Raw genomic sequence first — 26,939 nt, 5'->3', positions numbered from 1 at the left:
GGACATGTGGCGCGGCGAAAATAGATTTGTAGTTTTCAACCCGGACTTCAATGTAGGAGTCCTTACTCAAGATAGGAGAAGTACCATGTCTACAGTAGTCAGCCATCGTAAGATTCCAAAAAACGTCCGCGTCAATGGTACCGGCAAAGACGCAGTTGCGCCGACCGTCAAAGGCATTCGCACAATCATCCCGTCCACACTCGGCATCGCAGACAGGGCGCGCTTCGGTAAGTACGTGAAGGCCGCAGATTCGCTGGTTCACGGCTTGGACGCCATCATCAAAATCCGCAACTCCGACGAAGCACAGGCAGACCCCGAATTGAAAGCGCTCGCGAACGATCCGCGCTTGGCTAAAGCTATCGACAAGGCCATCAGCAAGCTCGCGGCTGGCGTCGATTCGCTCGTGCGTGAATACAACGAAACGGCGACCGATGATCCCGAAGCGCTCGTGACGGGCCAGATCACCGGTCAGGACGGCGCTTGGCGCGCTTTTGACGCGGCCACAATCCAACTCCGCGAACAGGCTGCTAAGCGCGCGTCTGAACTACGCCACGCGGCAAACGCCGTCAATCCGGCTCGCGTCGCACTTGGTCTCGCTGACGATGTGGACCTCGACCCTATCGGCACGATGCAGAAGCTGTTCGGCAAGTAAGCACCTTTCAGCCGCGCCCTGTGGTAACGAATCGGGCGCGGCAATCAAATCGAAGTACTCAGGATACCTATCAAAATGAACGCACAAGACAAAGCAGCAGCATTCCTGCTGGCCAAGCTCCACAGAACGGTCAACACCATCTGCAACTTCCAACCGGACTTCGAAAACGTCAAGCTCCTATCGCAAGTGATGCGCGATGAGGGCGGCAAGTTGGTCATGTTCAGCGGCGCGTTAAAAGCAGTCAATGGCTGGCTCGTTTTCCCGTTCTCCCTCACGTTATCGACAGGCATACGCGGCAATCAGGTCAGCGGCATTCGACAACACGCGCTCGCCGCGAGGACAACGCACGACGAGCGCGTGTTGTCCTTTCTCTCGACTATCGATTATCTCGTGGCGGTTGGCCTTTTGCCGGAAGGCTCGGTGGGTGAACACGTCCTACGTATCACGCGGAACGGCGAGCTTGCCGTCAACAAGGAATCGTGCGCCGGATATCGCGCGTTCTGCACACGCGCAGCGAAGGATTTGCCGTATGACTTGTCGCTGGAGATTCTTGGTGAGGCGCAGGCGGTCGCGGCGTGAGCCGTACGTTTAGGCTGGCGATTGTTGCAGCGTACTTTTCACTTCGATTGACCCTGCTGATATTCGCCATCGTTGAATTCTTTGAGAGTAAGAGGAAGAGGAAATGACCCAGCAATCTGTGATGGACGGGGTTTACAGAATCGCGTTCGATACGCTCGTTGACCTGCTAGCAGAGCAGACACGCCGCGAGCAAGAGCAGACGATGATGGACCAGATGTTCGCGAAGTTGGAGCGGTTGGACCGGCCCACGATGATAAAGACGCTGCTCGGATCGTTCGAGCAACTTGACGCCGCGAATGGTGGGGATGCGCTGGACGAGATGGTGAAGATTGCACCGAGCAAGGTTCGTGACGTCCTGTGCAGCACCAGTTTTCGATACTTGCTCGGACAGACCGATGCGAGCGGCAATCTAGTCGTCAGCAACATCACGCGGCTGGCGGTGGATCGAATAGTCCAGCAGCAGGAAGCGAAAAAAGGAGTGAAGAGATGAGTCAAGCCGAATTTGACCGGCTCTGGGACAACGGCCAGTTCAGCCAAATCTGGAATCGCGACCGAGCGATTGCCGCGATGGAGAGCATGGCGAAGTATCCGAACGGAAATGCTCGATCACGCGCAGAAGCTCGCCGCGCTTTGAATGACTTCCTCGAAGTGACGCGGGTGGTGACGCAATGAAGCCATCACGCGACATCAACAGGGCCAAAGCCGGGACGCCGATGAACCCGATCACGGCGACTGGCGAGACATTGGTCAGATTCGTTCGACCGGAAAGCCGCAGCCAGTTCGTCAGCGAGTGGGCAGAGGTGCTGAAGTCTCGTCGGATGGAGGTCGATCCGGCTGCGGCAATTCGGGTGATCGTGGAGCCGCTGCTCCGTCGTGAGTGTCGGTCTGAGTTTTCTTCGCTCCTGCGCAAGATCAAGGCCGCGCAGAAGTCGGAACAGGCCGCGCCGACACAATAGGCCGTGCCCGGATGGCTCGCCGCGCTCCGATTCACGCTACCCTCAGCCCGCTTCGCCGGACGGCCTAGCGCCCCATTCTCGCGGCGCTCGCGGGTAGCATGAGTCAATGACGGACTCAAGCAGCGGCCAGCAAATAAATCGCTTGCATCGAATACTCCGATCTAGTCAAATGTCGTTGCCAACACGGCATCGGCACACCCCGCCGTCTGTCCTACAGAGAACCCGCCACGCTTCGTTCGGTCGCGCAACGCGATCCAATGGCCTTTGAAGCGAAGAGCCTATTACCCAAACTTTCTCTTAGGATCAGACCAAATGGCAAACAGCACAATCGACACGATCACCGCTATCGAAGAAGGCTTCGTCTCGACGGAAATGAACAGGCGCGCGATGGCGTACGTCCTTTCATTCGTCAGCCCGCACGCGCGCGCAGTCGCGGCCCGAAAGGCGCAACATCACATGTTTATGCTGGCGGAGTACGTGCGCGATATCAACCCTGAGCTAATCCGCGAGAAGGCCCGAAAAGCTGCTGAGGTTGACCGAGTAAGGCCGTCGATTCGCCCGACCGGACGAGCGTAGATACCCGGATAGGTCGGCCCGCGAGCCTTCGCCCGCTCCGGGCCGACCGCCTAGCGGAATTCTTTTCTCCCGCAAATCGACACTCGCTCGATCTGCCCACCGACCTCCCGTCTACGCCCGAAATGTTCGCGCGGCTCGATCCTAGTCACCGTGCACCGGATGCCACCAATCTACCTCCAAAAATTGTATCCAATTTGATACATTTCGCATTACGATAGCTCTTTCTGATCGTTCAGGACGGTCGATAGTTCGACTGCATCAACCTAGATAGGAGCTAGACGCCATGTCGAAAGTAGCCACGCAATCGTCAGTAAAGCCGCGCGTTCCGGTCTGCGTTCGCGCGAAGGGCAAGCGCTCGGAGTCGCAGGAGTTTCCCGGCGTAGACGCGGCCAATCGCGCACTCGCGTTGGACCTCGGGCCGTCCGTCCTTAAGCGCATTCGCATCGCGATCCGGGACGGGGAGACGGTCGAAGCGGAAGTCAGCGGAAAGACCTTCGTTTTCGCGGTTAAGCGCTAGGCGACACTATATGAGCCAAGACGCGAAGGCTATCGCGGTCGCGGTCGCGGGAACCGCCATCTTGCTCGCGCTACTATGCGCGGCGTTCATCGGAGTTTCGAGCTAGAAAAGACTGAGGCAGCAGCGAAGCGAGCGGCGTAAGTACCCTAGCCCTGACTAAGGGGATCGTAACGGGGATTCACCGCCTCTAAAAGCGCGAACCCAAGCCGGTATTGGGTCGGAGCGATTTGAAGAGGTCCGATAGTGGAACCTCTAATCAGGACGCGGCGCTTCTAAATATCAGTTCAGTTGATACGAGAATGTTGCGTTGATGCGCGGGCTGCGCGACGCGCTTTCCACCGGCGCGTCGCCGATCGGTTTGGCGACCGACAAATCCAGGCTGTAATACTTCGCGTCCGAGATCCGGAAGCCGAACGCAATCGACGACAGCCTCGACGGCGACGGCGTCCCCGCATGCAGATACACGCGCGCCATGTCGAACGAGACATACGGTGTGAGGGTGCGCAGATAGGTGAAGCCCGGCGTAAACGCCCGGTTGACTTCGAACATCGCCCCCCAGCCCGAATCGCCCGACGCCTCGCCCGGTTGATAACCCTGCGCAAAACGTTGCGCGCCGAACGAGATCTGTTCCGAGGTCGGCAGTGAGACGGGGCTGTACTGGCCGGTCAACGAAACTGCGGTGCCGATCTTCAGCGGCCACTCGTTGGTTTGCGAAAAGCTTGCGCCGGTCCGCACGAAGTTGATCGACGCCGGATTCGTGACCGTCGTGCCGGGCACGTTCGAGTCGCCGGCTTTCGACGCGCCCAGGATATCGAATGCCTTTGCCACATTGATACTCGCGCGGCGCACCTGACCTGGTTCCGCGCTGGCGTAGTCGGCCTGCAGTTGCATTACCCGCACCTGCGAGCGCAAGCCGATCTGCGCGCCGGTGTCCTGGTTGTTGTAGCGGTCTTCGTCGTGCGAGGCATAGACCGTGGCGGTGCCGATCAGGCTTCGCGTGTTGCTCAGCAGGATCGGATAGGTCAGTGAGCCACTGACCTTGTCGTTGATGACCGTGCGCGCGATGTAAGAGGGCAGGCCGGGGTTGTCGGTCGGATTGCCGCGATAGTGCGACGCGTCGATCTTCCCGGTCAGTCCATCGCTGCCGATCGGTACCGTGGCGTGCGCGGCGAGGTAGGTGACGTTGTCGCGGCCCTTCGGCAGCAAGGCCGACACGCTCAGTTGTTCGCCGAGCGCGGTCAGGCCGTTTTCGGTTGCGGTCAGCAGGCCTTGTACGCCAGGGTGATTGAAGTCGATACCCGTGCTGACGTCGAACCGTTTGCGCTCCACGTTCAGTTCGAGTGTGGTGGCGCCGTCGGTGTTCTGCGGCGGCGCCGCGTTGGCCGCGACCTTCACGCCGGGTAACAGACCCAGCAAGTTGATGTAGCGCTCGAAGGTGGCGCGCCGCAACGGCCGGTCGGCGACGATGTGGTCGGCGATCGCGCGGATCTTGTTTTCGAGCACGCCCGGCTCGCCGGTCACCTTGACCGCGGACACGTAACCTTCCACCACCGTCACGCGCACTACGCCGCCCTCGAATGTCTGCGCGGGAATGAATGCGAACGAGAGCGCAAAGCCGCGGTCCTGATACAGCTTCGTCACGCCGTTGGCGACCTGAATCAGGTCGCCGATGGTGGTGTCTTTGCCGACAAGCGGTGTGAAGCGCTGCGCGACTTCGTCGAACGGAATGGACTTCACGCCCTCGACCTGAATCTTTGAAGGAGTCAGGTGGCGGGCGAGCAGTTCCTGAAGTTGGGGAGCTTGCGGCGTGACCTGCAGGGTCACGTTCGGGCCCTTATCGGGCGCCTTGATCTGCGGCAGCGAATCCATCGGGTTGCCGCCGACCACTGGCCGTGACTGCGCTTGTGCTTCTACCTGCATCGCGCTTGCTGCGATTGCAGCGAGCAGTAGGGTCCATTTACTACCGTACCCGAGTTTCATCGGATTTTCCTCGTATGCCGTTCTGTCTTGCGGACGCGCCGCCTGGCCGGGCTGGTCGCGATCGCTTATGTGTGGCTCGACGCATACTGCCATGCTTGTATGTATTACGTCACGTGCTCCGTCGGGCTTGAGCATCGATTGCAAAAGCGCGGAGCACGTGCTGAGACGGACTGCTTATGCACACTGCGTAACTGGACGTCTGATGCGGCGTTTTATGCGTGCCGCATCGACGGCCGGGTTATGCGGACTACTTATGGCTCACTGGTACGAGGCCGCCGAGGAGTGTCGTCAAGCCGCCGGTCGCACTGCTCGAGCCGCTTGAGCTGCTCGTCGAGCCAGCCACCGAGGTGAGCGTGCCGGTCAACTGGCCAACGAGGGCAGTTACGGGGGCGAGCGGGCCACTGCTACTGCTGCCCGATGTGCTGCTGGTGACGACAGTGAGCACGCTGGTCAGCGTCGACAGCGGATTCGATGTGCTACCCGTGCCGCCTAACGTCGAGGTCAGCGAACTCAAAGGTGTGCCACCGAGTACCGAGGTCAGCGAACTCAAGGGTGAGCCGCCCAGTACTGAGGTCAGCGAGCTCAGCGGCGAGCCACCCGAAGTCAGCGAGCTCAAGGGCGTGCCGCTCAGCGCCGAGGTCAGGCCGGACAGTGGCGTGCCGCCGAGCAGCGTCGACAGCGAGCCGAGCGGATTGCTGCCGAGCCCGAGACTCGCGAGCGTGCTTTGCAGCGGGCCGAACGGGCTGCCGTTGGCAGGCGGCCCATTGACGACGGCCACGTTCGTGCTGCCGACGAGGCTCGTAATCAGGCCGGGAATCGGATTCGCGCCATTCGGGCCATTCGGATTGACGAGGCCGCCGGCGTTTGTCACCGTGTTGCCGAGCGAGCCGACCAGCGTGCCGAGATCGGCGCCGAGCGGGTTCTTCGTTGCCGCGCCGACTTGCGCGCTGGTCGAGCTCAACGTGCCGCCGATTTGCGCGAGCAGGCCGCCTACTGGCGCGCCGAGACCGGTCTGCGTGCCCACCGTCTGCGTCACGAGTCCGACCGTCTGCACGATCGGCGTGATCGCGGTGCTGATCGGCTGGGTGATCTGTTGCACCGGCACGGAGGCCAGCGAATTGCCGAGCGTTACGCCGCCGGCATTCAGTGCGCCGGCAGCCGTCGAGAGGACGGTTGCAAGCGGTGTGGTGAGCGGTGACAGCGGCGCGAGATTGCCGGTGCCGAGGCCGCCGACCGCGGTGCTCAGACCTTGCACGACGCCGCTCGTCGAGCTGACCACTGAGCCGAGTCCGGCGACCGTGGTGCCGACGGGATTGGACGTCGTGCCGATCTGCCCGACGCCGCCGCTCACTGCGTTGGCAAGCGAGTTCAGCGTGCTGCTCGTGCTCGATACCGCGTTGCCGAGACCTTGCGTGACTTGCGGACTGAGACCCGGGATCGTCTGCGAGGCGATCGTGTTGCCGAGGTCGCTGGTGGTCTTCGCGGCGGCGGTGACAACGCCGGAGGTGCCCGACGTCGTGGTGGTGGTCGTGCCGCCGCTGGTCGAACCGCCGCCACCGGCGCTACCGCTGCCGGATGACGCGCTCGGTGGCGCAGTGACGCCGCTGCCGCCACACGCCGCGAGCAAGCCGGCGACCGTTACGGCGATCAGCGGTGCGCGCAACGACGACACGGTCGCGCACGCCGCATGGAGAGTAAAAAAACGTTGGGTGGACATGTGTGCTCCTCAGTGTCTTCTAAATGTCGTGTGCGTTGTTTCCGTGCGCCGGTGCTACGGGTGTCTGAGCGGCGCGGCTCAGTTGAGTCAGCTTCCGGCAGAGCCGGGGGGCGGCTGGCGGGCCGCACTCCGGATTCCGCACGCCGGGTTTCCGGACGCCGGGTTGCCGGTTACTGCACTTCTTTCGATGACTTCAACTGCATTCCTTACTTCTTCGTCAAACCGCCGAGCAGGCTGCCGACGAGCGACGTCACCGGGGCGAGCAGGTTGCTGCCCGTTCCCTTGCCGCTGGTGCTCGACAGAGACAGGCCAGTGGTCGTGTTGGTGGAGGCCGTGGTGGTCGTCGTGGTCGTCGTCGTCGTGACGCCGCCGAGTGCGCCAGTAACGCTCGACAACAAGCCGGTAACCGGGGCGAGCGGGCCGCTGCTGCCGCCGCTCGCGCTGCTCAGGCCGCTCGTCACGCTCGAGAGCAGGCCGGTGACAGGTGCCAACGGGCTGCTGCTCGAAGTGCCGCCGAGGCCGCCCGTTAAGCTGCCAAGCACGTTGGTTAGCGGAGCAAGCGGGTTGGTGCTGGTGCTGGTGCCGCCGGTCAAGCCACCGAGTACGCTGGTGAGCGGAGCGAGCGGGTTGGTGCTGGTGCCCGTGCCGCCGGTCAAGCCGCCGAGTAAGCTGGTGAGCGGAGCGAGCGGATTGGTGCCGCTGCTGCTCGTGCCGCCCGTCAAGCCACCGAGTACGCTGGTGAGCGGAGCAAGCGGGTTGGTGCTGGTGCCGGTGCCGCCGGCCAGGCCGCCGAGCAGGCTGGTGAGCGGCGCCAGCGGATTGCCGGTGGTGCTGCCGGTGAGCAGGCCGCCTACCGATGCGACCGTGGTGCCCGTATCCGTGACCGTATTGCCAAGAGCGGCCGTGATCGGATTGCCGCCGGTTGCGCTGATCAGCGTGCCGGCCTTACCGAGGCCGCCGCCGAGAGTCGTGAGCAGGTTGTTCAGCGGTGCGCCGAGGCCGGTGGTGTTGCCGACCGTCTGCGTGGTCGCTACCACCATCGACGTAATTGGCGTGATCGCGGTGCTGAGCGTTTGCGTGACTTGCTGAACCGGACCCGTTGAGAGCACGGTGGTGAGCGTGGCGCCGCCGTTGGTCACTGCGCCACCGAGCGTATCGACGACACCGCCGAGCGGCGTGGTGATGGCTGCCAACGGTGCGAGCGGGCCGGTGCCGAGACTCGTCACCAGGTTGCCTGCATCCGTCACTGCGCCGCCGACATGACCGACCACGCCACCGAGGCTCGAGACCGTTGTGCCGACTGCGTTGCTGCCGGTGCCGAGTTGGCCGAGCCCTTGCGACACGCCGCTGCCGAGCGTCGTGACCGCCGCGCCGACTTGCTGCACGATGCCGCCGGCAGCCTGGGTGGTTTGCGAGCTGACGCCTGGCAGCGATTGCGAACCGATCACGCTACCGATACCCGAGACCGTCGAGCCGAGATCGCCGACCACGCCACCGGTGTTGCCGACAACTGTGCCGAGCGCATTCGAGACGGGGGTTGTACCGGTGCCTGAGGTGCCCGTACCCGACGTTCCTGTACCCGACGTTCCAGTGCCGGAAGTGCCCGAAGTGCCGGTGCCAGAGGTGCCCGTACCGGAACCGCCTGAGCCCATCGAACCGCTGCCGCTGCTGCCGCCGCCGGTGGAAAGTGAGCCGCCGGCGGAGCCGCTACCGCTGCTGCCGGTGCCGGAACTCAGGCTTCCGGAGCCTCCGCAAGCGCCAAGAGAAAGCATCGCTGCCACGCCGGCAGCAATCAGGGTTGTTCGTACTGTAGTGTTGGCCGTTTGAATGTTCATGTCGCCCTCGCATCGCATGTGTTTTTGGGTGTTGCTGCGTGCCTATCTCTGCACGAGCCGTGCCATTTCGACTGAGCAATGCGGATTATTTTTATGCTGAAGAGCGTGAAGCCATATGTGATATGGCTTTGAGAGGAATTGATGGAGTGTCTGCTAACCCAGATATACCGCGAGCAATTGACTTTGCTAAACGTTTGCGAGGGTTTCGTAACGTAACGAGGCGGGCGCGCCGTTACGAAACGCGACGTAACGCAAGCGCAACGAGAGGGTTCCAGACGCTTGAAACGTTCTGTTCAAACAAATAATTAGTGCAGCGAATCTAACTCATGGTTATTCCTATGTGCTGCAACGCACGAACTGCCGTTAACCTGAGTACGCTGCTAAAACGCATATGGTGTGGGCTCAGGGAAGCGGACAATTGCTTAAATATGATTGTTCAGCTATAAAACCCAAAAGCATCATGGATTGACGAGGGAGGTGGGTTATCGAACAGAAAGCTCATAGACATCTGTTTTATTGAAGCCGGCTGCAAGGCGGTGCTTCTGCAGTGCAACACGCAGGGCCAGGAATGAGAGACCAATGGTCCGCAGCACTGAAGACTCCGCCATCCGAGGCAGCACGTAAACAAACGAAATAAATGAAAGTCCGAGGGTAAAAATGAAAAAATTCACACAACGCTTCCTGAGAGATAACAAGGGCGTTACGGCCATCGAGTATGGGCTCATCGCGGGGTTGATGGCGGTGGCACTTGTAGCCGCGGTCGGTTCTATCACCACCGCGCTTACGAGTGCATTCTCAACGATTGCCCTTTTAATTAAGGGCTAGGGGTCTGGCGGCGCCAGTTCCTGTAGGTGGAATCGAGATGCGACCGGTTCGAGCCGGTTAGTCTCGCGCCCTTTCTGGAACAAGGTCACTTGAGTTTTTAGTGCAGACTGCTTATGCAGTCCGCACTGATATATCTCGCCCGTCGAGTCCATTATGAATTTACCCGTCGCCGGCATTCTATTTGTCGCGTGGGCTGCGGCCATTGCTATATGTGATTGCCGCACCCGGCGCATTTCCAATTCGCTTGTCTTTGTTGGATTAGCGGCGGCATTTGCGTGCGCGCTATTCCAGCGCAGCCCGTTTAATATTTCGGCCGGACAGGCAGCGCTGGGCGCTGTCGTCGGCCTGCTCGCGTTGCTGCCGTTTTTTGCGTTGGGTGCGATGGGTGCTGCCGACGTCAAGGTTTTCGCCGCGTTAGGTGCCTGGTGCGGTGTGCACACGCTGCTCGGACTCTGGGTCGCCGCGAGCCTCGCAGCCGGCATGCATGCGCTCTGGCTGCTCGTCACGACCCGCACGCGACTCGCTACGATCGGGCGACACGCAGGTCCGACCTTCGAAGTGGGCGGTAAAGTATCGACCCCCTATGCGGCGTGTCTGACAGTGGCGGCCTGTGCATGGCTGGCGCTGCAAATGTCGACGGGTGTGCTGCGATGAGACCTTCCATAACTCGGTCCATGAAACCACAGAAAGGGCCCGCGCTTGCGCGCCGCCAACGTGGCGCCACGGCCGTCGAATTCGCGCTGGTGTTCCCGCTGTTCTTCACGATCGTGTACATGATCATCACCTTCAGCCTGATGATGGTGGCCCAGCAGAACCTGACACTGGCGGCCGAAGAAGGCGCGCGGGCCGCTCTGAATTACCAGCCCAACACTTCTTTGCAAAGTGCGCTCACCAATCGCGCCACGGCAGCCTGCGTCGCGGCCCAGGCGGTGGTGGCTTCGATCGTCAGCGCCGCGACCTGCACGTCGACCGCGAGCGCCTGTAGTCCCAGTAATGGGATGCAATGTGTGCAAGTCGCAATGGTCTACGACTACCAGAGCCACCCGATCGTGCCATCGATAGCGCTCGTGAGTATCCCGCTGCCGAAGACGCTAACGAGCAGCGCGACCGTCCAACTCAATCCGGAGAATATTCAGTGATGCACGCGCTGGTTCTCAGCCTTCCTGTCCGTCGACGCGCGCGTGAATGCTCGCGCTATAGGGCATTGTTCAATCGAAGCAGCGAGTCATCATGCCGAATCTGACCAAAATTATCGCCGGTGTGCTGATCGCGGTCGCGTTGCTGCTCGGCCTGTTTGCCTGGACACTGTCGCGCCGCCCGGCGCCGGTGGCCGTCACGGCCGCGACGCAAGCTACTTTTCCGGTCGTGGTGGCGACCCGCCCACTGCCGGCGGGCAAGGCGATTACCGTCGATGCTTTGCGCGTGCAGGCGCTGCCGATCAATCCGAATGGCGCCTTCACCGATCCGGCCCAGTTGACGGGCCGTGTGCCGAACGCGGATATCAGCGCGGACTCCCCGGTGCTGGAAACGCAGTTGTCGTCGGGCCTGGCGGAGCGTGTTGAGCCAGGTGAGCGCGCCCTCGCGGTACGCGTCGACGAAAGCAATGCGGTGGCGAACCGGCTGCGGCCCGGCAATTTCGTCGACGTGTTTTTTACGCTCAAACGCGATAACGCCGGCGTCGGCAGCTCCGAAATCGACCGTACCCAGGCGCGCCTGCTGATGTCGAAAGTCCGTGTGCTCGCGTTCGGTAATGCGACCGCGAGCGGCGATACCGCGGGTGACCCGAACGGCATGGTGCGCACAGCGGTGCTGGCGGTGCCGGTTGCCGATGTCGACCGGCTGACGCTAGCGGAGAGTGCCGGCCGGCTGGTTTTCGCGCTACGCAATCCAAAAGATACCGAAGTGGCCGACGAAAGCGTTTTTCCCGCGCAACCAGGCGTGCTTAAAACTTCTGCGCATGCCGGTTCCGGCGATGCGTTGAAGGACTCGACGAAGGCTGCGGCCGGCGTTGCACTCGACACCTTGTCTGGTGCTGGCAGCCTGGCAGGTGTCGCGCCGCGGCTCGCACCGGCGCAGCATATGCCGGTTGCGCCGACCCGCGTGGCAGGCAATACAAACAGTACAAAGAGCGGTATCGAAGTGATACGGGGTGGGCGCGCCGAAACGGTCGCCTGGTAGCAGTTTTAGGGAGCGGGCGGCCGGTCGCGTCCATGACTACATGACAAAACGGATTTTTGCATTCGGGACGGTGGCGTACGTCGGATTGGCGTTGTTGACTGCGTCAGGCGCGGCGCACGCAGCCGATCCTACCCAGCACGCGCGGAAGGCGCGCCCGGCACGACCTGCCTCATCGGCCGAACCTGCGCAGCTGGTGGGCGGCCAAACTATTGGACTGACGGTCGGCAGCCAGCAACAGGTGGCGACAGGCCACGTACTGCAACGCATAGCACTCGGCGACCCGTCGGTGGCCGACGTATTGATCATGAAGGGTAGCGGCCGTGGCGGCGTGCTGCTGGTTGGCAAGGCCGCGGGAACCACGAGTTTGATGTTGTGGGAGCGAGGCCGCGATACGCCATTGACGTACACGGTGAACGTCATTACACAAGCGGCGGCTTCGCTGCTCGGCCCCGATACGCCGGGTGTCAAGGTGCTCGGCGGTACTGCGCTGATGTCCGGTTCGGCGGCGACGATGGAAGCGCATCAGCGCGCCGTTGTCGCGGCGGAAGGATCGCTTGCAAAGGATGCCGCAGCAGGCAAGGACGGCGCAACCTCGAAAGACGGCGCGGTGTTCGATACGTCGACGGTTGCCAGCCGTGCCGTGGTGCAGGTCGATGTGCGCGTCGTGGAATTCAGCCGTTCCGTGCTCAAGCAGATCGGCTTCAACTTCTTCAAGCAGAACAACGGTTTCACGTTCGGCTCGTTCGCGCCATCGGCACTGACCTCGGTGTCCGCGACGGCGGGGCAGGCGCCCCAGATGACCAGCACGACGCCGCTGTCGTCAGCGTTCAATCTGGTGTTCAACTCGGCGACCCACGGTCTGTTCGCCGACCTGAGCCTGATGGAAAGCAACAATATGGCTCGCGTGCTGGCCGAACCGACGCTCGTTGCGTTGTCCGGACAGAGTGCAAGCTTTCTCGCCGGCGGCGAAATTCCTGTGCCGGTGCCGCAAGGGTTAGGGACGACCTCGATCGAATATAAGCCCTACGGCATCGGTCTCACGTTGACGCCGACCGTACTGGGCCCGCAACGCATCGCGCTGAAAGTGGCGCCGGAGGCGAGCCAGCTCGACTTCGCGAACGCGGTGACGATTAGCGGCGTCTCAGTGCCGGCGTTCACGACGCGGCGCACGGACACCACGGTCGAACTCGGAGACGGCGAGAGCTTTGTAATCGGCGGCCTGGTTGACCGCGAGACCACCTCGAATATATCCAAGGTGCCCTTGCTGGGCGATCTGCCGATCATTGGCACGTTCTTCAAACAAATGAGCTACCAGCAGAATGAGAAAGAGCTGGTGATCATCGTGACGCCGCATCTGGTGTCGCCGCTCGCGAAGGGGGCACCCGTGCCGACGACGCCGGGCGAACAGTCCGAGCAGCGCAACGGTCCGGTGTGGCGCTCACTGGTCGGTGGTTTCATTGCGGGCGATGCAGCGCCGGGGTTTTCAAAATGAGGGCGCCGAAACTTCGCTCGGCGCACGCGGTAACCGGATTACGCGAAGCAAACAGATGCACGCGCACAGAGCCTGTGCGCGGCAGTATGCAGGACGACGCGGCGGCCTGGCTGCCGATGCCGCAAAAGGATGTCCAACATGAACGCGAGAACGCATTCATTGACTGAACGGGCGGTCACCGATTATTTCGTGTTCGCTTCGCTAGCAGACGAACACGTGCATTGGCTCTCCGATACGCTGGTAGGCGCCGGCACGGTCGAAGCGGTCACGCTCGATCCGGCAATGCTCATGCAGCGCATTGGGGTGCTCCACCCGTCGCTGGTATTCGTCGACTTTTCCGGCGGCCGCGCCGCTGCGGCGAGTGCTGCCGCGAGCGCAGTGCGCAGCGCCTATCCCGGTATGCAGATCGTCGCGCTCGGTTCGCTCGTCGAGCCGGAAAGCGCCTTGGCCGCGTTGCGTGTCGGCGTGCGTGATTTCATCGATCTGTCGGCTCCCGCTGAAGATGCTTTGCGCATCACGCGTCAGGTGCTCGACAACCTGGTCGAGCCGGTCAGCCGCCATGGGCAGGTGACCGCACTGCTTGGGGCGCGCGTCGGCATGGGTGTGAGCACGCTGGCCGCGAACCTCGCGGTCATGTTGCAACGGCGCGATGTCGCAAAAGGGCGGCAAGCCGCGTTGCTCGATCTCGGCTTGCCGGCGGGCGACGGTTCGCTGCTCCTGAATACCCGCAGCGAGTTCAATTTTGTCGAAGCTGTGCGCAATCTGCGCCGCTTCGATCAGACCTTCGTGCATACCGCACTGTCGCACCACACGAGCGGCCTCGCGCTCACGACGCTGCCGCCGAACCTTGCCGATATGCGCGAGGTGTCGTATTCGTCGTCGATCGGTTTGCTGAACCGGCTGCGGGCGTTCTTTGACCAGCAGATCGTCGATCTGGGTGGATTCAGCAATGTCGAATTCATCGCGCACGTCGTGCAGGCCGCGGACGAAACGTGGCTGATGTGCGATCAGGGCGTTGCCTCGATCGTATCGGCAGTGAGTGTGCTCGACGGATTGCGCGAAGAGGGTGTTGATACCGCCAACGTGAGGTTGATCGTCAACAAGTTCGATAGCGACCTCGGGCTAGCCGCTGCACAGATCGCACAGCGGCTGGAGATTCCGTTGCTGACGACGTTACCGGAGCGGCGTGTTGCACTCGGCCAGGCTGTCAACCAGGGGCATCTGCTGGCGGACACTGTGGCACGCGATCCTTATGTGCGAGCGTTGGAGCCGTTGATTGAACGGCTCGGTGGCGCCGCGAGAACGGCCGCGCAACCAGGCGGAAAATCCGCGCTTAGTGCGCTTAAGCGCTTCATTCCAACCACTCAAAAGCGGTCATAAACGATGGCAAAAGAGATTGAATTTGCCGACAACGCGCCTTCGTTCGCGCATAGCCAGCAGTTCCAGGATATCAAGAACGCTGCGCACGAACATCTGTTGACGCGTATCGAGGAACTTGGCTCGGAGTTCGGCCGCTGGTCGCGTAACGCGATCAACCAGTTCGTCGATCTGGAGATGGACAGCTTTGTGCGGCTGCGCCGGGTTCCGATCAACGAGGGCGAAGTGCGGCTGATAGCCGAGGCGCTGACCAAAGAACTGGCGGGGTTCGGCCCGATCGAGGATCTGCTCGCCGATCCGGCCGTCGAAGATATTCTGATCAACGGCTACAACGACGTGTACGTGTCGCGGCACGGGATCCTCACGAAAATCCAGGTGCGTTTCGCCGACAACGCCCACCTGCTGCGTATCGTGCGGCGGATTCTCGCGCCGATCGGGCGGCGCCTCGACGAATCGAATCCGATGGTCGATGCGCGTTTGCCGGACGGCGGTCGCGTGAATGTGGTGATCGAACCGTTGTCGATCGACGGGCCGATCGTCTCGATCCGCAAATTCCGCAAAGACCCACTGCGTCCTGACGATCTGCTCGCCAACGGCACGTATAGCCCCGAAGTCGGCGCGCTGCTCGAAGCCGCGGTGGCGGCGCGCTGCAACGTGCTGGTGTCGGGTGGTACGAGTTCGGGCAAGACCTCGCTTCTGAACGCGCTCGCGTTTCACATTCCCGAGCCGGAGCGGGTTGTGACGATCGAGGACACCGCCGAACTGTCGCTGAACCATCCGCACGTGGTGCGGCTCGAAAGCCGTCCCGGCGGTTTCGACGGTGCGGGCCTCGTGTCGATCCGCGATTTGCTGCGCAATACCTTGCGGATGCGCCCAGACCGGATCATCGTCGGCGAAGTGCGCGGCGGCGAGGTGCTCGAAATGCTGCAGGCGATGAATACTGGCCACGACGGCTCGATGGGCACCGTCCACGCGAGTTCGCCGCGCGAGTGTCTGTACCGGTTGGAAATGCTGGCGGGCTTCGCTGGCTTTCAGGGCACGGAATCGAGCCTGCGCCGTCAGATCGCCAATGCGATTGACTTCATCGTGCAGATCGGGCGCCTCTCGAATGGACGCCGGCGGATTCTGTCGATTACCGAAGTGACGGGTTTGTCGGACAACATCATCGCGACCCAGGAGCTGTATCGCTACGAGCCGGTCGCAACCGCAGAGGGCGACGAACTCGATAACTGGGTATCGCTCGGTATCCATCCGCACTCGCCCAAACTGGCGCGTTTCCGTCAGGCTCTGGGCGGTGGGGCGCAAGCCAATGCATTCGGTAACGCGGGTTTCAGCGGCGGCGGTTTCGGAGGCGGCGGCACGGGCGGCTTCGGCGGAGGCTTCAATGTCTAGCTCGGTGCTGGTCTTCGCGGCGCTCGCGCTGCTGTGCGCAGCAGGCGCGTTACTGCTATGGCAACGCGGCGCACAACGTAAAGACCAGATGAGCGCCGAACGCTTCATCGATAGTCGCATGACGTCGGGCGCCGTTGGCGCAGGCGGCCCCGTGGCCAGCCCCCGCGTGGCGCAGCCACGTGCTGGTGTGCCCCACGTGGCTGCGCCACAAGCACCGCTGGCCGATGCCGGCTGGTTTGCCCGCGTGCGCTATCTGAAAGCGCGTGGCAGCTTCATGTGGCAGCACGCGATGATCAGCGCGGGCATCACCCATGCGCGTGTGCCGGCCATACTGATCGGGACGGTCGTGCTCGTGTTGTGTATCTGGGCTGCGAGCGTCGGTGGCGTGCTGGCCGCCGCTGCCGTCCTGGTTACGTGCGGGGCATTCATTTACTTTCTAGTGACGATGCGCGCTAACAAACGCCGTCAACAGATTGTGAGGCAACTACCGCTGTTTCTCGACGGTATCGTTCGCTTGATCACGCTAGGCAACAGCGTGCCGGCTGCTTTTCAGGCATCGCTGCAGACCACGGAAGCGCCACTGCGCGAATGCCTCGACCACGTCTCACGGATGTTGCGCAGCGGCGTCGAAATCGATCGTGCGCTCTCTCAGGTCGCAGTGATTTATAACGCGCGCGAGCTCGAGTTGGTCGGCGCGGTGCTGCGTCTGTCGGTTAAATACGGCGGCCGTGCCGACGTGATGCTCGACCGGATGTCATCGTTCATGCGTGATCTCGAACAGGCCGAACGTGAGCTTTCTGCGATGTCGGCGGAAACACGCATGTCGTCGTGGGTACTGGGCCTACTGCCGGTAGGTATTGGCGGCTTCCTGATTCTGTCGAATCCGAAATATTTCGCATCGATGTGGTTCGATCCGACCGGCCGCAATATCGTCTACTTGGCGTTTGCGTTGCAGGCGTTGGGCTCCTATTTGCTGCATCGAATGGCAAGGCTGAGGAACTGAAGATGCAAGCTCAACACGTTGCCGCCATCGCGCTTGCTCTCGCAGCACTCGGCCTGTTGCTGATTGCTGCGGTGCTGGTCGTGCGGCTCGCGGCGGCGCGGCGCAGCGAACGCACGCTGACGCATGCGCTCGACGAGCGCGCGCTGCAGAGCGCGGCGCTCACCGCCGCTGCGCGCGGCAGTGAGCGGGCGGACACCGGCGCCCCTGCCCGAAGTGGCTGGCCCATAGGCTGGAAGCGCCTGTTCGAGCGTTTTGCACACGCCGGGGTGCGTTGGCTCGATACACCGCTCGGTCGGCTGATCGTCGCCGAGGAAGACCGCCGTCTGCTCGAACAATGTGGATTCGTCGACACGCGCATGCGTGGCCTGTTTCTGATGGCGCGGCTGGTGGGCATGGCCATACTGCCGTTGCTAGCCGGCACGCTTGCACGCGAGCATGTTTCGGCGTCGACCTGGACGGTGATCGTTATTGCGTCCGCCCTGGCCGGTTTCATGGTGCCGAAGATTTACGTGGCCCGCCGCGCCAGCCGGCGTCGCAACGGCGTGATTGAGGAATTGCCGCTGATGGTCGATCTGCTGCGTTTGCTGCAAGGCGTTGGTCTCTCGCTCGATCAAAGCCTGCAGGTGATGGTGAGCGATTTTCGTACGGTGCTGCCGGTGCTATCTCATGAGCTGGAAATTGCGCAGCGTCAGTTCGCGGCCGGCCGCTCGCGCGACCAGTCGCTTAATCGCCTTGCGGCGAGTTATGACAACGAGGATTTGCGTGCGGTGGTGCGACTGCTGATACAGGTCGACAGGCACGGTGGCGCGGTGCAGGAGCCGCTCAAACAGTTTGGTGACCGCTTGCGCGAGGCGCGCCGCGCGATGCTGCGCGAACGCATTGGCCGCCTCACGGTGAAGATGACCGGCGTGATGATCCTCACGCTGTTGCCGGCTCTGATGATCGTCACCGCCGGACCGGGCGTGCTTGCCGTCACGAAGTCGCTGCACTCGACGCCACACTGAGGATTTTGCAATGGCTCACAGTTTTCCGATCGGGTATCAGAAGCGCATCCAACCGCGGGACGTGCGCGTGGCAGCCTTGTTATCGGTGTCGCTGGCGGTGTCGATGTCGATGTGGCTGGGCGGGTGCGCATCGAAGGATCTCGGGTACGGCGTGGGCCCGCAAGCCGAGCGCGCGGCGCTCGCCCAGCAGGCCAATCGCGATCCCGCGCCGGACACGCCGGGCATGTATCTCGGGCTGATCGATCAGATGCAGTCGCAGGGACTTTACTACGCGTCGCTCGCGCATATCGACGCCTATGAAAAGCAATACAGTGTGACGCCGGACACGATTCTGCTGCGCGCTGACGCGTTGCGTATGACCGCTCAACCGGCAGCCGCCGCGACCGCGTACACGCAATTGCTGAAGACGCCGCTTGCCGCACGAGGTTATCGCGGCCTCGGATTGCTCGCCGGCGGGGCGGGCGATTTCGCGCGCGCCGCGCAGGAGTTGGAGCAGTCGGCGCAACTCGCGCCGACCGATGCGGTGACCCTGTCGGATCTCGGCTATGCACGCATGCGCAACGGCGATGTAAGCGGTGCGCGCGTGCCGCTGATGCAGGCGGCTCAACTCGATCAGAACAATCCGAAGATCGTCAGCAATCTTGTTCTGTTTCTGCTTACCAACGGGGAGCAGGCGCAGGCGCTGGCGGTGATGAATCAGCAGAAGCTGGCGCCCGAAGTGCGCGCGGCGATTCGTGGCGACGCGGCCAAGGTGGCCGTGGCGGAGCGTGCGCAATCGCAATCTTCAGCGTCGGCGCAGCAGCCAGGTGCACCGGCCGGCGCCATGGCGAGCGTGCAGGGGATCGAGCCGGCGCCGCGCTTATTGCAGCGGTTCGCGCAATGAGCAACGGCGCAATCAGGGGAAAGGATATGAAAACCAAACAGATGGAACGGGGTTGCATGGGATCGGTGGCACGCATTGTCATGGGAGTGGGGCTTGCGTTCGGCTTGATCGCGGGCTCGACCGGCATGGCGCTTGCCCAGACCAGCACTTCGACAGAGACGGCACCGGCTGCGAGCGAAATCGGTCATTCGGCACGTGCCTGGACCAATCTGCAGAGCAGCAACGCGGAAGCAGCGCCCGCGCTGCCGATGCTAGGTGCGGAAGCAGGCCTTGCATACCGTCGTTATCTGGAATCGTTCAAGAGCAAGATTCCCGATCTTTACGAGTCAGCATTGGGTTCTGGCGGGAGCGGTGGCAGCGGTTCGCAACTCGGTTCTGGCTCGAGTGGCAGCAGCCGGTGAGCGATGACATGCCCGGACGTCAATTCCCAGTGGTCCCAGCCAGACGCCGGACGCGTGCGGGCTACGCACGTCGTGCCGGCGGCGCGGCTGCGCTTGCGCCGCGCCGGCAGCATGGTGCGGTCGCGGTCATGGCCGCGATCTTCCTGAGCCTGGCGCTTGCGGCACTCGGTGCACTCGATGTCGGCAACACGTACTATGCGCGCCGGCAGTTGCAGCGCACGGCGGATATGGCGGCGATGGCCGGTGTACAGGTGATCAGCACTCCCGCGGGTTGCTCGTCGGTAACGACCGTCGCGCAGCAGAACGCAACGGCCAATGGATTCACGGCTAACGGATCTACCCAAACGCTCACGACGACTTGCGGGCGTTGGGATACCAGTACCAGCACTTATTTCGGCACGAGTGGTAATCCGCTAAACGCGGTGCAAGTCCAGGTTTCGCAGCAAGTGCCCTATCTGTTCCTCGGACCGTCGCGTAACGTGACTGCGACTGCCACCGCGCTGGCGTCCAACATCGACGCGTTCTCGCTCGGTACCGGCATTGCCACGATCAACACACAACAATCGGCACTGCTGAACGCGATCCTGGGTGGCTTACTGAAGACCAGCGTATCGCTGAGTATCGGCGATACGCAAAGTCTCGCGACGGCACATATCAAGCTTTCGGATCTGATGGTGGCGCTAGGTGCCTCGTCGATGCAAGGCCTGCTCGCGACCACGGTGACCTATCAGAACCTGATGCTCGCGATGGTCACTGCGTTGCAAGCCGGCGGCGATACCGTCAACGCGGCGATTCTGCGAACGCTGGCCGTCACGATTCCTGGCGGTCAGAACATTACCGTCGGCGATGGCGGTACGTCTGCTCCCGGACTGCTCGCACTTGGGCTTGCCAATCCGAATGCCGCGGCAACGGCGACGATCAACGCGTTCGATGCGTTGATGGTTGCGGCGCAGATCGCGCAGCGCAGTCCGGATGGTTCGGTGAGCAAGGCGCCGGTGATCAACGTGACGGCTGGCTTGCCCGGCGTGCTGGGACTCTCCCTGCAGGTCATCAATCCGCCGGTGCTGGCGGTGGGCGAGGGCGGGACGACGGTCGTCAACGGATCGTCCACGTCACGCACCGTTGCGCGTACCGCCGTGGTCAACGCGACCGTCACGTTGGCGCCGGTTCCGCTGCCGACGTTGACCGTGGGCTTGCCGCCGCTGGTATCCGCGTCGATCTCCGCGCTCAGCACGCCGCTCGTGGTCACGCTGGCCGTCGCGCCCGGCACCGCGAGCCTCACGGCGGTCGATTGCGAAAGTACCAAGGCGGCCACCAACGCAACGCTGCAGGTGACACCGGGCATCGCGGCGGCCTGTCTGTCTGGCGGCAGTGTGCAGTGTACGGTGCCGGTCACTGCGCCCGTCACTGCGGCAGTCTATTCGTCCCCGATCAAACTGGCTTCCATCACGGCGACATTGCTCGGCTTAACGGTGCAGGTGGCCAACGTCATCGTGCACGGCATCGGTCCCTTGGCGTTGACGCCGGGTTCCACGCCGATTGTCATCAACGGCTCGTCGGGCAGCTTCGACGTGGTGGTGAGCGCCAATTCCAACCAGGTTGGCAGCGCGCTCTCCATCTTCAGTTCGCAATTGCTGAACGCGTTGCCCGGCGCGCTGGACATTTCGCTTCTCAACAACCTGATCGATATTTCGTCGCTGTTGAATTCGATTCTGACTGCGGTCGCCGGCGTCCTGACACCGTTGCTGCAGCCAGTGTTCAACCTGCTCGACACCGTGCTCGTCCCCACACTTTCGCTGCTGGGCGTTCAGATCGGCACCGCCACGGTCCACAATATGTCGCTGAAATGCGGCGTCGCGCAACTGGTCAACTAGCCTAACCAAGACAAGATGAGAACCAACCCCAAAATCGATGAACTCGATATCTACGTCTGGGAGGGCAAGGCCGACATCGTCGACCGGGTCGCGCGCTGCATGGCGAGCTTCGACGTCGAAGTGATCCGCGCGGACGATATCGCGATCTCGCCTGAACGGACGGCGCAGCGGCCGTCGCTCGCGATCATCAGCGTTTCGGTGATCGACAGCGGCGCGCTGCTCATGCGCGACTGGCAGGCCGCGCACGGCATCCCCGTTGTGTGGGTCGGCGCCGCGCCGCGCGACCATGACCCGGCGACTTACCCGTCCGACTATTCGCATATCCTGCCGCTCGACTTCACCTGCGCAGAATTGCGCGGCATGGTCATGAAGCTCGTGCTGCAACTGCGCGCGCACAGCGCCAAGACGCACGAGTCGGACGCGATGATCGCCAACTCGGAATGCATGCAGGCGTTGTTGCACGAAGTCGACACGTTTGCCGACTGCGACACGAGCGTGCTGGTGCAAGGCGAAACCGGCGTCGGCAAGGAGCGCATCGCGCAACTGCTGCACGAAAAACATACCCGTTACGGTCAGGGGCCCTTCGTCGCAGTGAACTGCGGCGCGATTCCGGACGGCCTGTTCGAATCACTGTTCTTCGGCCACGCGAAAGGCTCGTTCACGGGTGCAGTGGTCGCGCACAAGGGCTACTTCGAACAGTCGGACGGCGGCACGCTGTTCCTCGACGAAATCGGCGATCTGCCGCTCTATCAGCAGGTCAAGCTACTGCGCGTGCTCGAAGACAGCGCGGTCACCCGAATCGGTTCGGCCGCGCCGGTGAAGCTCGACTTCCGGCTGGTGGCGGCGACCAACAAGCATCTGCCGCAACTGGTCAAGGACGGCACTTTCCGCGCCGATCTTTACTACCGGCTTGCCGTGATCGAGTTGAAGATTCCGTCGCTCGAAGAGCGGGGCGCCGTCGACAAGATTGCAATTTTCAAGGCGTTCATCGCGCAGATCGTCGGCAGTGAACGTCTTTCCGCGTTGCCGGACCTGCCGTACTGGCTGGCCGACGCGGTGGCCGACACTTACTTCCCCGGCAATGTGCGCGAACTGCGCAACCTGGCCGAGCGGATCGGCGTGACGGTGCGTCAGATCGGCGCGTGGGACGCGGCGCGCCTGCAGCGGCTGCTCGCGCTTGCACGCACCAGCCAGCCGGTGCCGGCCGAAAGTGCGGCCGAGGTACTGGTGGATCGCAGCAAATGGGACATGGCGGAGCGAAACCGTGTGTTGGCCGCGCTCGACGCAAATGGGTGGCGCCGGCAGGACACGGCTCTTTATCTAGGTATTAGCCGCAAGGTTTTGTGGGAGAAGATGCGTAAATACCAAATTTTTGACGAAGAGCCCGAAACACGCGAAAGTGAGTAATAATGAGACGGTTGTACTAAAACAAAAACTGTTCAAGCAGGATTTACATGGACCGAAAGTCGAAACTACGGCAGATTGCCCTGGCCGCATTCATCGCGATGGGGGCCGTGCAGGGCGTGTATGCGCAGGCTCTGCCGGATAGCGGATCGAGCGCTGGCGTCGTTTCCCAGCCGGGCACGACGACGGCCTTGCCGGCCAATGCAGTGGCTGGGCAGAATGGACAGGCGCAGACGAACGCGTTGACGCCGGACGAAGCCAGGCAATCTGCTGCGGGCAACGTTGCGGAATTGCAGCAGATGATCCGCGGCTCGGATCTGAGCGAATTGCGTACGACGTACAACGGCAGCTACGGTGCGAGCTTGCTGTTTTACGGCAAGGAGATGACGTACTACGTAGCGTTGTTCCAGCAGAAGAACTTCTGGCGCGTCATCAAGACGCAGGACGCTACGCGCGCCGACATGATCTACAAGGATTTTGTGCGCCAGACGTTGCAACTGTCGGACGTCGAGATTCGACGCTCGCAGCTGGAAGCGCAGAAGGCGTTCACGGAGCGCATGATCGCGTTGTCGCAGGACCGTGCAAACCGCTTGCAGGCCGACCTCGACGTTGCGCATCAGCAGCAGACCATTGTGGCGAATCAGCAGCAGCAGACCCGTGCCGAAGCAACGGCGCTGGCGCAGCAGAAGGCTGCCGCACAAGACCAGCTGCGCGCCGCGCAACGCCAGGTTCGCGAGCTGCAGCGTCAACTGGAAACCGGCCTGCCGACGCACTAAACGCGACGGCCGGGAAACCGGAAGGTGGGGAGGGCGAGGCGGCTTTGAACGCACCGCGCGCCCCACCCGACGTTCAAGCCGTTGTCGCAATACAGGCATCTATCCCCGCAGTACGACGGTACGAAGCCTCGCAGTAACCCCTCAGTAGCAATCCCCGCGGTAACCTCATCTGCAAAGCAGCTCCGCCTGCCGTACAAGCGGCGCGTCCAAGCCCATTGGTTTCCCTGACTCGAGGTTCAACTCAACGCGGCACCCGACAGACAGATATCATTCACGATTCCGGATGCCCGTTCGATGAAGAATAACTGTGTTCGTTTCAAAGACGGTGACGTCAAGTGCAACGGCGTAAGTATTGGAGTTCGAATTACCAGCAATATCCGCTAAAAGGAAACTGCACGCGAGGTTCTCAACGTCGCGTGATACGCTGGGAACACGAAGCTGTTCTTGATGAGATGCAGGCGCGATTTGATCATGTACCTGAGATGATGCGCATCCGGCGACAGACTGTCGAGCATCCATTCGGCACGTTCGGCGGACAGGATATTTCGTTGCCACGCAACGTTGAATAAGATATTAGGTAGATATTCCTGAGACGTTACACATGCGACAACCTGAAGATGCTGGCGTGTCCTTCGAGCAGAGGTCACCGTCGCGCTTGAGACGATATCTGTGCGGATGGGCCGTGGTAGGCATGATCCTGCTGATCGATGTCACGTGGCTCCATTTGACGAACCGTTCTGTGCGATGGACAGGCATCGAGTATGTTTGCAAGGCTGTGGGCGCTTTAATCTGCTCAGTCGTCGTACTACGGGCAGTACGGCGCATCCCACGCTACGAGCGAATAACTGCAAAGTTGCGCTATGCGGAAGTCTCAGATACTGCAGCCTGGTTTTCTCTACTTCTATGCTTTATGTCGTCGGCCAGCATCCTCTCTTACCTGTGCGTGTCAATCAATGCGCCGCTTGTAGACAATAGTCTGGTTCGCTTCGATCGCGCACTCGGCTTCGATTGGCCCGGAGTATACCTATGGGTCAAGTCTCACTCACAGGTTCAGCAAATCCTTGCACTTGCATACGAGAGCGGATTTTGGCAATTACTCGCGATTCCAGCCATTCTAGGGATATCGGGTTGCCACGAAGATTTATCAGAATTCTTTGTTCTGTTGATGTTGTCGGCGATTCTGCTCTTAATTATTTCGACGCCGTTCCCTGCGACAAGTGCGTTCGTATACTTTAAGGTTGCCGATCCGAATACCGCGTCAACTGTGTCAGATTTTGCGATATTGCGCGATGGGACAATGCGGATATTCGACTTACGGAACATGCAGGGGCTTGTGTCCATACCCTCCTTTCACACCATGTTGGCCGTTCTGTTCACCTACTCGCTTCGACGAATCCGATTGCTTTTTGGGTTGGCGATAGTCATTAATACGACGATGATCGTCTCAACGCCGACGCAGGGGGGGCACTATCTATTCGACGTAATCGCAGGATTGCTCCTCTCGGTTCTAATCATCCAAGCCCTAAGAGTCGCGAACCGTCAGCGAACGGTCGTCCCGCCCACGAAATTCAGAGAAGCAATCGAGTGTGTCACTCGCGAACAGTTTAAGCCGACCGAAAAATGAGCCACTTGTAGGGATCGCGCCGACTGAAAATTGAGTCGGGCAATCAACCTATCCTGCTAGTTTTTCTGGCGGGGGGCGATCGCCGATGACGATGATTGGCAAGGTGCGGCGGATGTTCCACCGCCAGACCAAGTCGGTACGTGAGACTGGGCGTCTCACAAGCGTGTCGCGCAACACCACTAGTAAAAATATCTGAACATGGAGGTTCTGGAGGAGCCGAAGTATCAGCGGCGCTCCCAGCCGACCCGAGTGACGCCGTTGTCTGGAGCAAGTGTGAGCTACATCACCTGAATTGTTGCGACCGTGCGACGTGTTACCACCATTTAAGCCCGCGCCAAATTGTACTAAACCAATCCTAAGTATTTGAATAAAAATGGAATTTGCCGCGCCGTGCAGGGTGGAAACCGACACCTTCAATGCCGCTTCTTCCCAGCCGAAGGCTCCTCTTCCACTGGCAAGTGCCTTGGCTCACTCATATCGACGGCGATCGGATCACTGGCGGGAAAGCTCTCCTCGAGCGCCTCATCGAGGCGACTCTCGGCAGACCCAGCGGGCTGCGCCGAATCCTTAGGGTGAGATGTAGGTTGCTTCTGCTTGGCCATGACGTGCTCCAGTTAGAAAGAGAATCAACGATCCAGCATAGCGCAAAGCGGCCCCAGGCGAGTACTAGCCGAACGACCAGCACGCCCAGATTGTAAGCATCCCCTTCAAACCTTAAAAACCAGCCCCAAATACCAGACCAGACCAGAAACCCACGAACAAAAAAACAAAACTTAAAACCAATCCGCATCAAGTCGTTTTCAGTGTGTCGCTTAAAAACAAAAGCAGCCCCGATCGGCAGGCCACACGACATGCCGTGAACCGGCAATTTTCAGCTCGGGAGGGGAGCAAACAAGAGCAGCGAACAATAGGGCAGCGAACGACATGGACCGAAAAAACCCTGCGCGCGCGCAGCGCTTCAACGCCTCACACGTGGTGGAAGCCGAACTGGAACATCTGGATTGGGCGACACGGCAACCGGCGCTGCGCATGCTGGACGCCCTGTACTGGCGGCGCCGCGTGCTGGCGGTCAAAGGCGGATTCGAGCTGACGGACTTGCAGATGATGCGACTGGAAAAGATTTTGCAGCGGCTCGGCCATCCGTCGGAATAGCCGGCCGCTTCGGCAGGTGTTTATTCGTTGCCGCCGCTCGTGCCGCCGTTGCCACCATGATTGCCGCCGCCATGGTGGCCACCGTCGCCGCCACCCGTGCCGAACAGACGCCGGCGGCGTGTGACGACCACCGGACCGTCGGACGTGCTGCCGCTACGATCGGACGCAGGGCGATCCGACGACGGCGCGCCATACGATTCACGCGGTTCGCGCGGCTCACGATGGTCGCGCGGTTCACGCGAGCCGTGCGGGCCACGCGTGGTGTGCTCGCCGTGCGAAGGCCGCCCGGCTCGCGGCGCCGGACGCGTGCCGGTGTCGAGCTGGATCGTGGAGATCGCGCGCTTGTAGATGCCTTGCAGGCCGACAGGCGTGCGCAGCATCACCAGATACTGATCGAACGACTCGATACACCCCGTCAGGCGAATGCCGTTGACAAGGTAGATCTCGACGCGCTTTCGTTCTTTGCGCGCAGCGTTCATGAAGTCGTTTTGCGGATGCGATTCTGCGGAAGCCATGGACAATTCAGGTTAGTAAGACGGGTGTTCGCCGCGATTCTACCCTGTGTGGGGGCGGAACGCGTTGGCGGCCGAACTGCGTCCACTATAACGGCTTGCGCGCACATAAGCATCTGATAACTATTGGCTGTAACGTTGAGTTACGAATCTGGGGACGAATAGCGCGTTCTTCGGCCACGTTCTGGCGTTCCCAGCGTGGATGGCGGAAAAATATCGCTCATGGCAGT

The 26,939-nt window shown here is 61.6% G+C and carries 27 protein-coding genes and 1 pseudogene; 24 read left to right on the top strand and 4 right to left on the bottom strand.

Annotation, left to right across the window (positions count from 1 at the left end; translation table 11 throughout):
- Positions 1-4: 4 nt before the first annotated feature.
- The 7 genes from ACUN0E_RS33340 to ACUN0E_RS33310 all read left to right on the top strand — a co-directional run bounded on the left by ACUN0E_RS33340 (position 5) and on the right by ACUN0E_RS33310 (position 3,280).
- Positions 5-652 carry a hypothetical protein gene (locus ACUN0E_RS33340; RefSeq protein ID WP_445569277.1) on the top strand — a complete coding sequence of 216 codons (648 nt, stop codon included), beginning with the start codon at positions 5-7 and terminating at the stop codon, positions 650-652.
- A gap of 75 nt (positions 653-727) precedes the next feature.
- Entirely contained in the window at positions 728-1,231 is a 504-nt protein-coding gene (locus tag ACUN0E_RS33335; RefSeq protein WP_445569276.1) for a hypothetical protein, read from the top strand.
- Positions 1,232-1,334: 103 nt separating this feature from the next.
- On the top strand, positions 1,335-1,721 hold the full coding sequence (locus ACUN0E_RS33330) for a hypothetical protein (protein ID WP_445569275.1): 387 nt from the start codon (positions 1,335-1,337) through the stop codon (positions 1,719-1,721).
- A complete protein-coding gene (locus tag ACUN0E_RS33325) occupies positions 1,718-1,903 on the top strand; it encodes a hypothetical protein (protein ID WP_445569274.1) in 186 nt (61 codons plus the stop codon). The genes ACUN0E_RS33330 and ACUN0E_RS33325 overlap by 4 nt, the downstream gene beginning before the upstream one ends.
- On the top strand, positions 1,900-2,187 hold the full coding sequence (locus ACUN0E_RS33320; RefSeq protein WP_445569273.1) for a hypothetical protein: 288 nt from the start codon (positions 1,900-1,902) through the stop codon (positions 2,185-2,187). The genes ACUN0E_RS33325 and ACUN0E_RS33320 overlap by 4 nt, the downstream gene beginning before the upstream one ends.
- 312 nt (positions 2,188-2,499) lie before the next feature.
- The gene (locus tag ACUN0E_RS33315) at positions 2,500-2,763 is read left to right on the top strand and encodes a hypothetical protein (RefSeq protein WP_445569272.1); all 264 of its coding nucleotides are present in this window, start codon (positions 2,500-2,502) and stop codon (positions 2,761-2,763) included.
- 283 nt (positions 2,764-3,046) lie between these two features.
- Entirely contained in the window at positions 3,047-3,280 is a 234-nt protein-coding gene (locus ACUN0E_RS33310) for a hypothetical protein (RefSeq protein WP_445569271.1), read from the top strand.
- Positions 3,281-3,559: 279 nt separating this feature from the next.
- On the opposite strand, the gene ACUN0E_RS33305 is transcribed toward ACUN0E_RS33310, so the two are convergent.
- The 3 genes from ACUN0E_RS33305 to ACUN0E_RS33295 form a co-directional block, all read right to left on the bottom strand.
- On the bottom strand, positions 3,560-5,260 hold the full coding sequence (locus ACUN0E_RS33305; RefSeq protein WP_408509712.1) for a ShlB/FhaC/HecB family hemolysin secretion/activation protein: 1,701 nt from the start codon (positions 5,258-5,260) through the stop codon (positions 3,560-3,562).
- Positions 5,261-5,507: 247 nt separating this feature from the next.
- Positions 5,508-6,977: a collagen-like triple helix repeat-containing protein gene (locus ACUN0E_RS33300; RefSeq protein WP_445569270.1), complete on the bottom strand. Its 1,470-nt coding sequence runs from the start codon at positions 6,975-6,977 to the stop codon at positions 5,508-5,510.
- A 206-nt stretch (positions 6,978-7,183) separates the two neighbouring features.
- Positions 7,184-8,812, bottom strand: coding sequence for a collagen-like triple helix repeat-containing protein (locus ACUN0E_RS33295; protein WP_445569269.1), 1,629 nt, complete (start codon positions 8,810-8,812; stop codon positions 7,184-7,186).
- Positions 8,813-9,469: 657 nt separating this feature from the next.
- On the opposite strand from ACUN0E_RS33295, the gene ACUN0E_RS33290 reads away from it, so the two are divergent.
- From ACUN0E_RS33290 to ACUN0E_RS33210, 17 genes and pseudogenes are all read left to right on the top strand, one after another.
- Positions 9,470-9,637: a Flp family type IVb pilin gene (locus tag ACUN0E_RS33290; RefSeq protein ID WP_445569268.1), complete on the top strand. Its 168-nt coding sequence runs from the start codon at positions 9,470-9,472 to the stop codon at positions 9,635-9,637.
- Between the two features lie 153 nt (positions 9,638-9,790).
- Positions 9,791-10,291, top strand: a complete 501-nt coding sequence (locus tag ACUN0E_RS33285; protein WP_445569267.1) for an A24 family peptidase — start codon at positions 9,791-9,793, stop codon at positions 10,289-10,291.
- Positions 10,292-10,299: 8 nt separating this feature from the next.
- The gene (locus ACUN0E_RS33280; RefSeq protein WP_445570568.1) at positions 10,300-10,776 is read left to right on the top strand and encodes a TadE/TadG family type IV pilus assembly protein; all 477 of its coding nucleotides are present in this window, start codon (positions 10,300-10,302) and stop codon (positions 10,774-10,776) included.
- 88 nt (positions 10,777-10,864) lie between these two features.
- The gene (cpaB, locus tag ACUN0E_RS33275) at positions 10,865-11,815 is read left to right on the top strand and encodes a Flp pilus assembly protein CpaB (RefSeq protein WP_445570567.1); all 951 of its coding nucleotides are present in this window, start codon (positions 10,865-10,867) and stop codon (positions 11,813-11,815) included.
- A gap of 40 nt (positions 11,816-11,855) precedes the next feature.
- Positions 11,856-13,307, top strand: a complete 1,452-nt coding sequence (locus tag ACUN0E_RS33270) for a type II and III secretion system protein family protein (protein WP_445569266.1) — start codon at positions 11,856-11,858, stop codon at positions 13,305-13,307.
- A 138-nt stretch (positions 13,308-13,445) separates the two neighbouring features.
- Complete coding sequence (locus ACUN0E_RS33265) at positions 13,446-14,687, top strand: fimbrial protein (protein ID WP_445569265.1); 1,242 nt, start codon at positions 13,446-13,448, stop codon at positions 14,685-14,687.
- 3 nt (positions 14,688-14,690) lie between these two features.
- Positions 14,691-16,076, top strand: a complete 1,386-nt coding sequence (locus ACUN0E_RS33260; protein ID WP_445569264.1) for a CpaF family protein — start codon at positions 14,691-14,693, stop codon at positions 16,074-16,076.
- Positions 16,069-17,079 carry a type II secretion system F family protein gene (locus tag ACUN0E_RS33255; RefSeq protein ID WP_445569263.1) on the top strand — a complete coding sequence of 337 codons (1,011 nt, stop codon included), beginning with the start codon at positions 16,069-16,071 and terminating at the stop codon, positions 17,077-17,079. Before ACUN0E_RS33260 ends, ACUN0E_RS33255 begins: the two co-directional genes overlap by 8 nt.
- A gap of 2 nt (positions 17,080-17,081) precedes the next feature.
- A complete protein-coding gene (locus tag ACUN0E_RS33250) occupies positions 17,082-18,083 on the top strand; it encodes a type II secretion system F family protein (RefSeq protein ID WP_445569262.1) in 1,002 nt (333 codons plus the stop codon).
- Positions 18,084-18,093: 10 nt separating this feature from the next.
- On the top strand, positions 18,094-18,966 hold the full coding sequence (locus ACUN0E_RS33245) for a tetratricopeptide repeat protein (protein ID WP_445569261.1): 873 nt from the start codon (positions 18,094-18,096) through the stop codon (positions 18,964-18,966).
- Between the two features lie 26 nt (positions 18,967-18,992).
- Complete coding sequence (locus ACUN0E_RS33240) at positions 18,993-19,367, top strand: DUF3613 domain-containing protein (RefSeq protein WP_445569260.1); 375 nt, start codon at positions 18,993-18,995, stop codon at positions 19,365-19,367.
- Positions 19,368-19,375: 8 nt separating this feature from the next.
- Positions 19,376-21,241, top strand: a complete 1,866-nt coding sequence (locus ACUN0E_RS33235) for a TadG family pilus assembly protein (protein ID WP_445569259.1) — start codon at positions 19,376-19,378, stop codon at positions 21,239-21,241.
- A 15-nt stretch (positions 21,242-21,256) separates the two neighbouring features.
- Positions 21,257-22,648 (top strand): sigma 54-interacting transcriptional regulator, encoded by a 1,392-nt coding sequence (locus ACUN0E_RS33230; protein WP_408235266.1) that lies wholly within the window; start codon positions 21,257-21,259, stop codon positions 22,646-22,648.
- Between the two features lie 47 nt (positions 22,649-22,695).
- Positions 22,696-23,421 (top strand): DUF2968 domain-containing protein, encoded by a 726-nt coding sequence (locus tag ACUN0E_RS33225; protein ID WP_408235269.1) that lies wholly within the window; start codon positions 22,696-22,698, stop codon positions 23,419-23,421.
- Positions 23,422-23,768: 347 nt separating this feature from the next.
- Positions 23,769-23,948, top strand: a pseudogene (locus tag ACUN0E_RS33220) (IS5/IS1182 family transposase); the annotation flags it as partial.
- Between the two features lie 164 nt (positions 23,949-24,112).
- Positions 24,113-25,045, top strand: a complete 933-nt coding sequence (locus ACUN0E_RS33215; RefSeq protein ID WP_445569258.1) for a phosphatase PAP2 family protein — start codon at positions 24,113-24,115, stop codon at positions 25,043-25,045.
- Positions 25,046-25,969: 924 nt separating this feature from the next.
- Positions 25,970-26,197, top strand: coding sequence for a hypothetical protein (locus ACUN0E_RS33210; RefSeq protein ID WP_408235274.1), 228 nt, complete (start codon positions 25,970-25,972; stop codon positions 26,195-26,197).
- 20 nt (positions 26,198-26,217) lie between these two features.
- Here the strand turns inward: ACUN0E_RS33210 and hfq are convergent, their stop codons facing one another.
- Positions 26,218-26,712: an RNA chaperone Hfq gene (gene hfq / locus ACUN0E_RS33205; RefSeq protein WP_445569257.1), complete on the bottom strand. Its 495-nt coding sequence runs from the start codon at positions 26,710-26,712 to the stop codon at positions 26,218-26,220.
- Positions 26,713-26,939 lie beyond the last annotated feature (227 nt).

This window comes from Paraburkholderia sp. D1E, from assembly GCF_052682275.1.
This window is presented reverse-complemented; position numbering and strand designations above follow the sequence as displayed.

What these genes read in the sequence shown, in the direction of transcription:
- ACUN0E_RS33340 (WP_445569277.1), top strand. Translation starts at nt 5, where the DNA reads ATGTGGCGCGGCGAAAATAGATTTGTAGTTTTCAACCCGGACTTCAAT.
- ACUN0E_RS33335 (WP_445569276.1), top strand. Translation starts at nt 728, where the DNA reads ATGAACGCACAAGACAAAGCAGCAGCATTCCTGCTGGCCAAGCTCCAC.
- ACUN0E_RS33330 (WP_445569275.1), top strand. Translation starts at nt 1,335, where the DNA reads ATGACCCAGCAATCTGTGATGGACGGGGTTTACAGAATCGCGTTCGAT.
- ACUN0E_RS33325 (WP_445569274.1), top strand. Translation starts at nt 1,718, where the DNA reads ATGAGTCAAGCCGAATTTGACCGGCTCTGGGACAACGGCCAGTTCAGC.
- ACUN0E_RS33320 (WP_445569273.1), top strand. Translation starts at nt 1,900, where the DNA reads ATGAAGCCATCACGCGACATCAACAGGGCCAAAGCCGGGACGCCGATG.
- ACUN0E_RS33315 (WP_445569272.1), top strand. Translation starts at nt 2,500, where the DNA reads ATGGCAAACAGCACAATCGACACGATCACCGCTATCGAAGAAGGCTTC.
- ACUN0E_RS33310 (WP_445569271.1), top strand. Translation starts at nt 3,047, where the DNA reads ATGTCGAAAGTAGCCACGCAATCGTCAGTAAAGCCGCGCGTTCCGGTC.
- ACUN0E_RS33305 (WP_408509712.1), bottom strand. Translation starts at nt 5,260, where the DNA reads ATGAAACTCGGGTACGGTAGTAAATGGACCCTACTGCTCGCTGCAATC.
- ACUN0E_RS33300 (WP_445569270.1), bottom strand. Translation starts at nt 6,977, where the DNA reads ATGTCCACCCAACGTTTTTTTACTCTCCATGCGGCGTGCGCGACCGTG.
- ACUN0E_RS33295 (WP_445569269.1), bottom strand. Translation starts at nt 8,812, where the DNA reads ATGAACATTCAAACGGCCAACACTACAGTACGAACAACCCTGATTGCT.
- ACUN0E_RS33290 (WP_445569268.1), top strand. Translation starts at nt 9,470, where the DNA reads ATGAAAAAATTCACACAACGCTTCCTGAGAGATAACAAGGGCGTTACG.
- ACUN0E_RS33285 (WP_445569267.1), top strand. Translation starts at nt 9,791, where the DNA reads ATGAATTTACCCGTCGCCGGCATTCTATTTGTCGCGTGGGCTGCGGCC.
- ACUN0E_RS33270 (WP_445569266.1), top strand. Translation starts at nt 11,856, where the DNA reads ATGACAAAACGGATTTTTGCATTCGGGACGGTGGCGTACGTCGGATTG.
- ACUN0E_RS33265 (WP_445569265.1), top strand. Translation starts at nt 13,446, where the DNA reads ATGAACGCGAGAACGCATTCATTGACTGAACGGGCGGTCACCGATTAT.
- ACUN0E_RS33260 (WP_445569264.1), top strand. Translation starts at nt 14,691, where the DNA reads ATGGCAAAAGAGATTGAATTTGCCGACAACGCGCCTTCGTTCGCGCAT.
- ACUN0E_RS33255 (WP_445569263.1), top strand. Translation starts at nt 16,069, where the DNA reads ATGTCTAGCTCGGTGCTGGTCTTCGCGGCGCTCGCGCTGCTGTGCGCA.
- ACUN0E_RS33250 (WP_445569262.1), top strand. Translation starts at nt 17,082, where the DNA reads ATGCAAGCTCAACACGTTGCCGCCATCGCGCTTGCTCTCGCAGCACTC.
- ACUN0E_RS33245 (WP_445569261.1), top strand. Translation starts at nt 18,094, where the DNA reads ATGGCTCACAGTTTTCCGATCGGGTATCAGAAGCGCATCCAACCGCGG.
- ACUN0E_RS33240 (WP_445569260.1), top strand. Translation starts at nt 18,993, where the DNA reads ATGAAAACCAAACAGATGGAACGGGGTTGCATGGGATCGGTGGCACGC.
- ACUN0E_RS33235 (WP_445569259.1), top strand. Translation starts at nt 19,376, where the DNA reads ATGCCCGGACGTCAATTCCCAGTGGTCCCAGCCAGACGCCGGACGCGT.
- ACUN0E_RS33230 (WP_408235266.1), top strand. Translation starts at nt 21,257, where the DNA reads ATGAGAACCAACCCCAAAATCGATGAACTCGATATCTACGTCTGGGAG.
- ACUN0E_RS33225 (WP_408235269.1), top strand. Translation starts at nt 22,696, where the DNA reads ATGGACCGAAAGTCGAAACTACGGCAGATTGCCCTGGCCGCATTCATC.
- ACUN0E_RS33215 (WP_445569258.1), top strand. Translation starts at nt 24,113, where the DNA reads ATGATCCTGCTGATCGATGTCACGTGGCTCCATTTGACGAACCGTTCT.
- ACUN0E_RS33210 (WP_408235274.1), top strand. Translation starts at nt 25,970, where the DNA reads ATGGACCGAAAAAACCCTGCGCGCGCGCAGCGCTTCAACGCCTCACAC.
- hfq (WP_445569257.1), bottom strand. Translation starts at nt 26,712, where the DNA reads ATGGCTTCCGCAGAATCGCATCCGCAAAACGACTTCATGAACGCTGCG.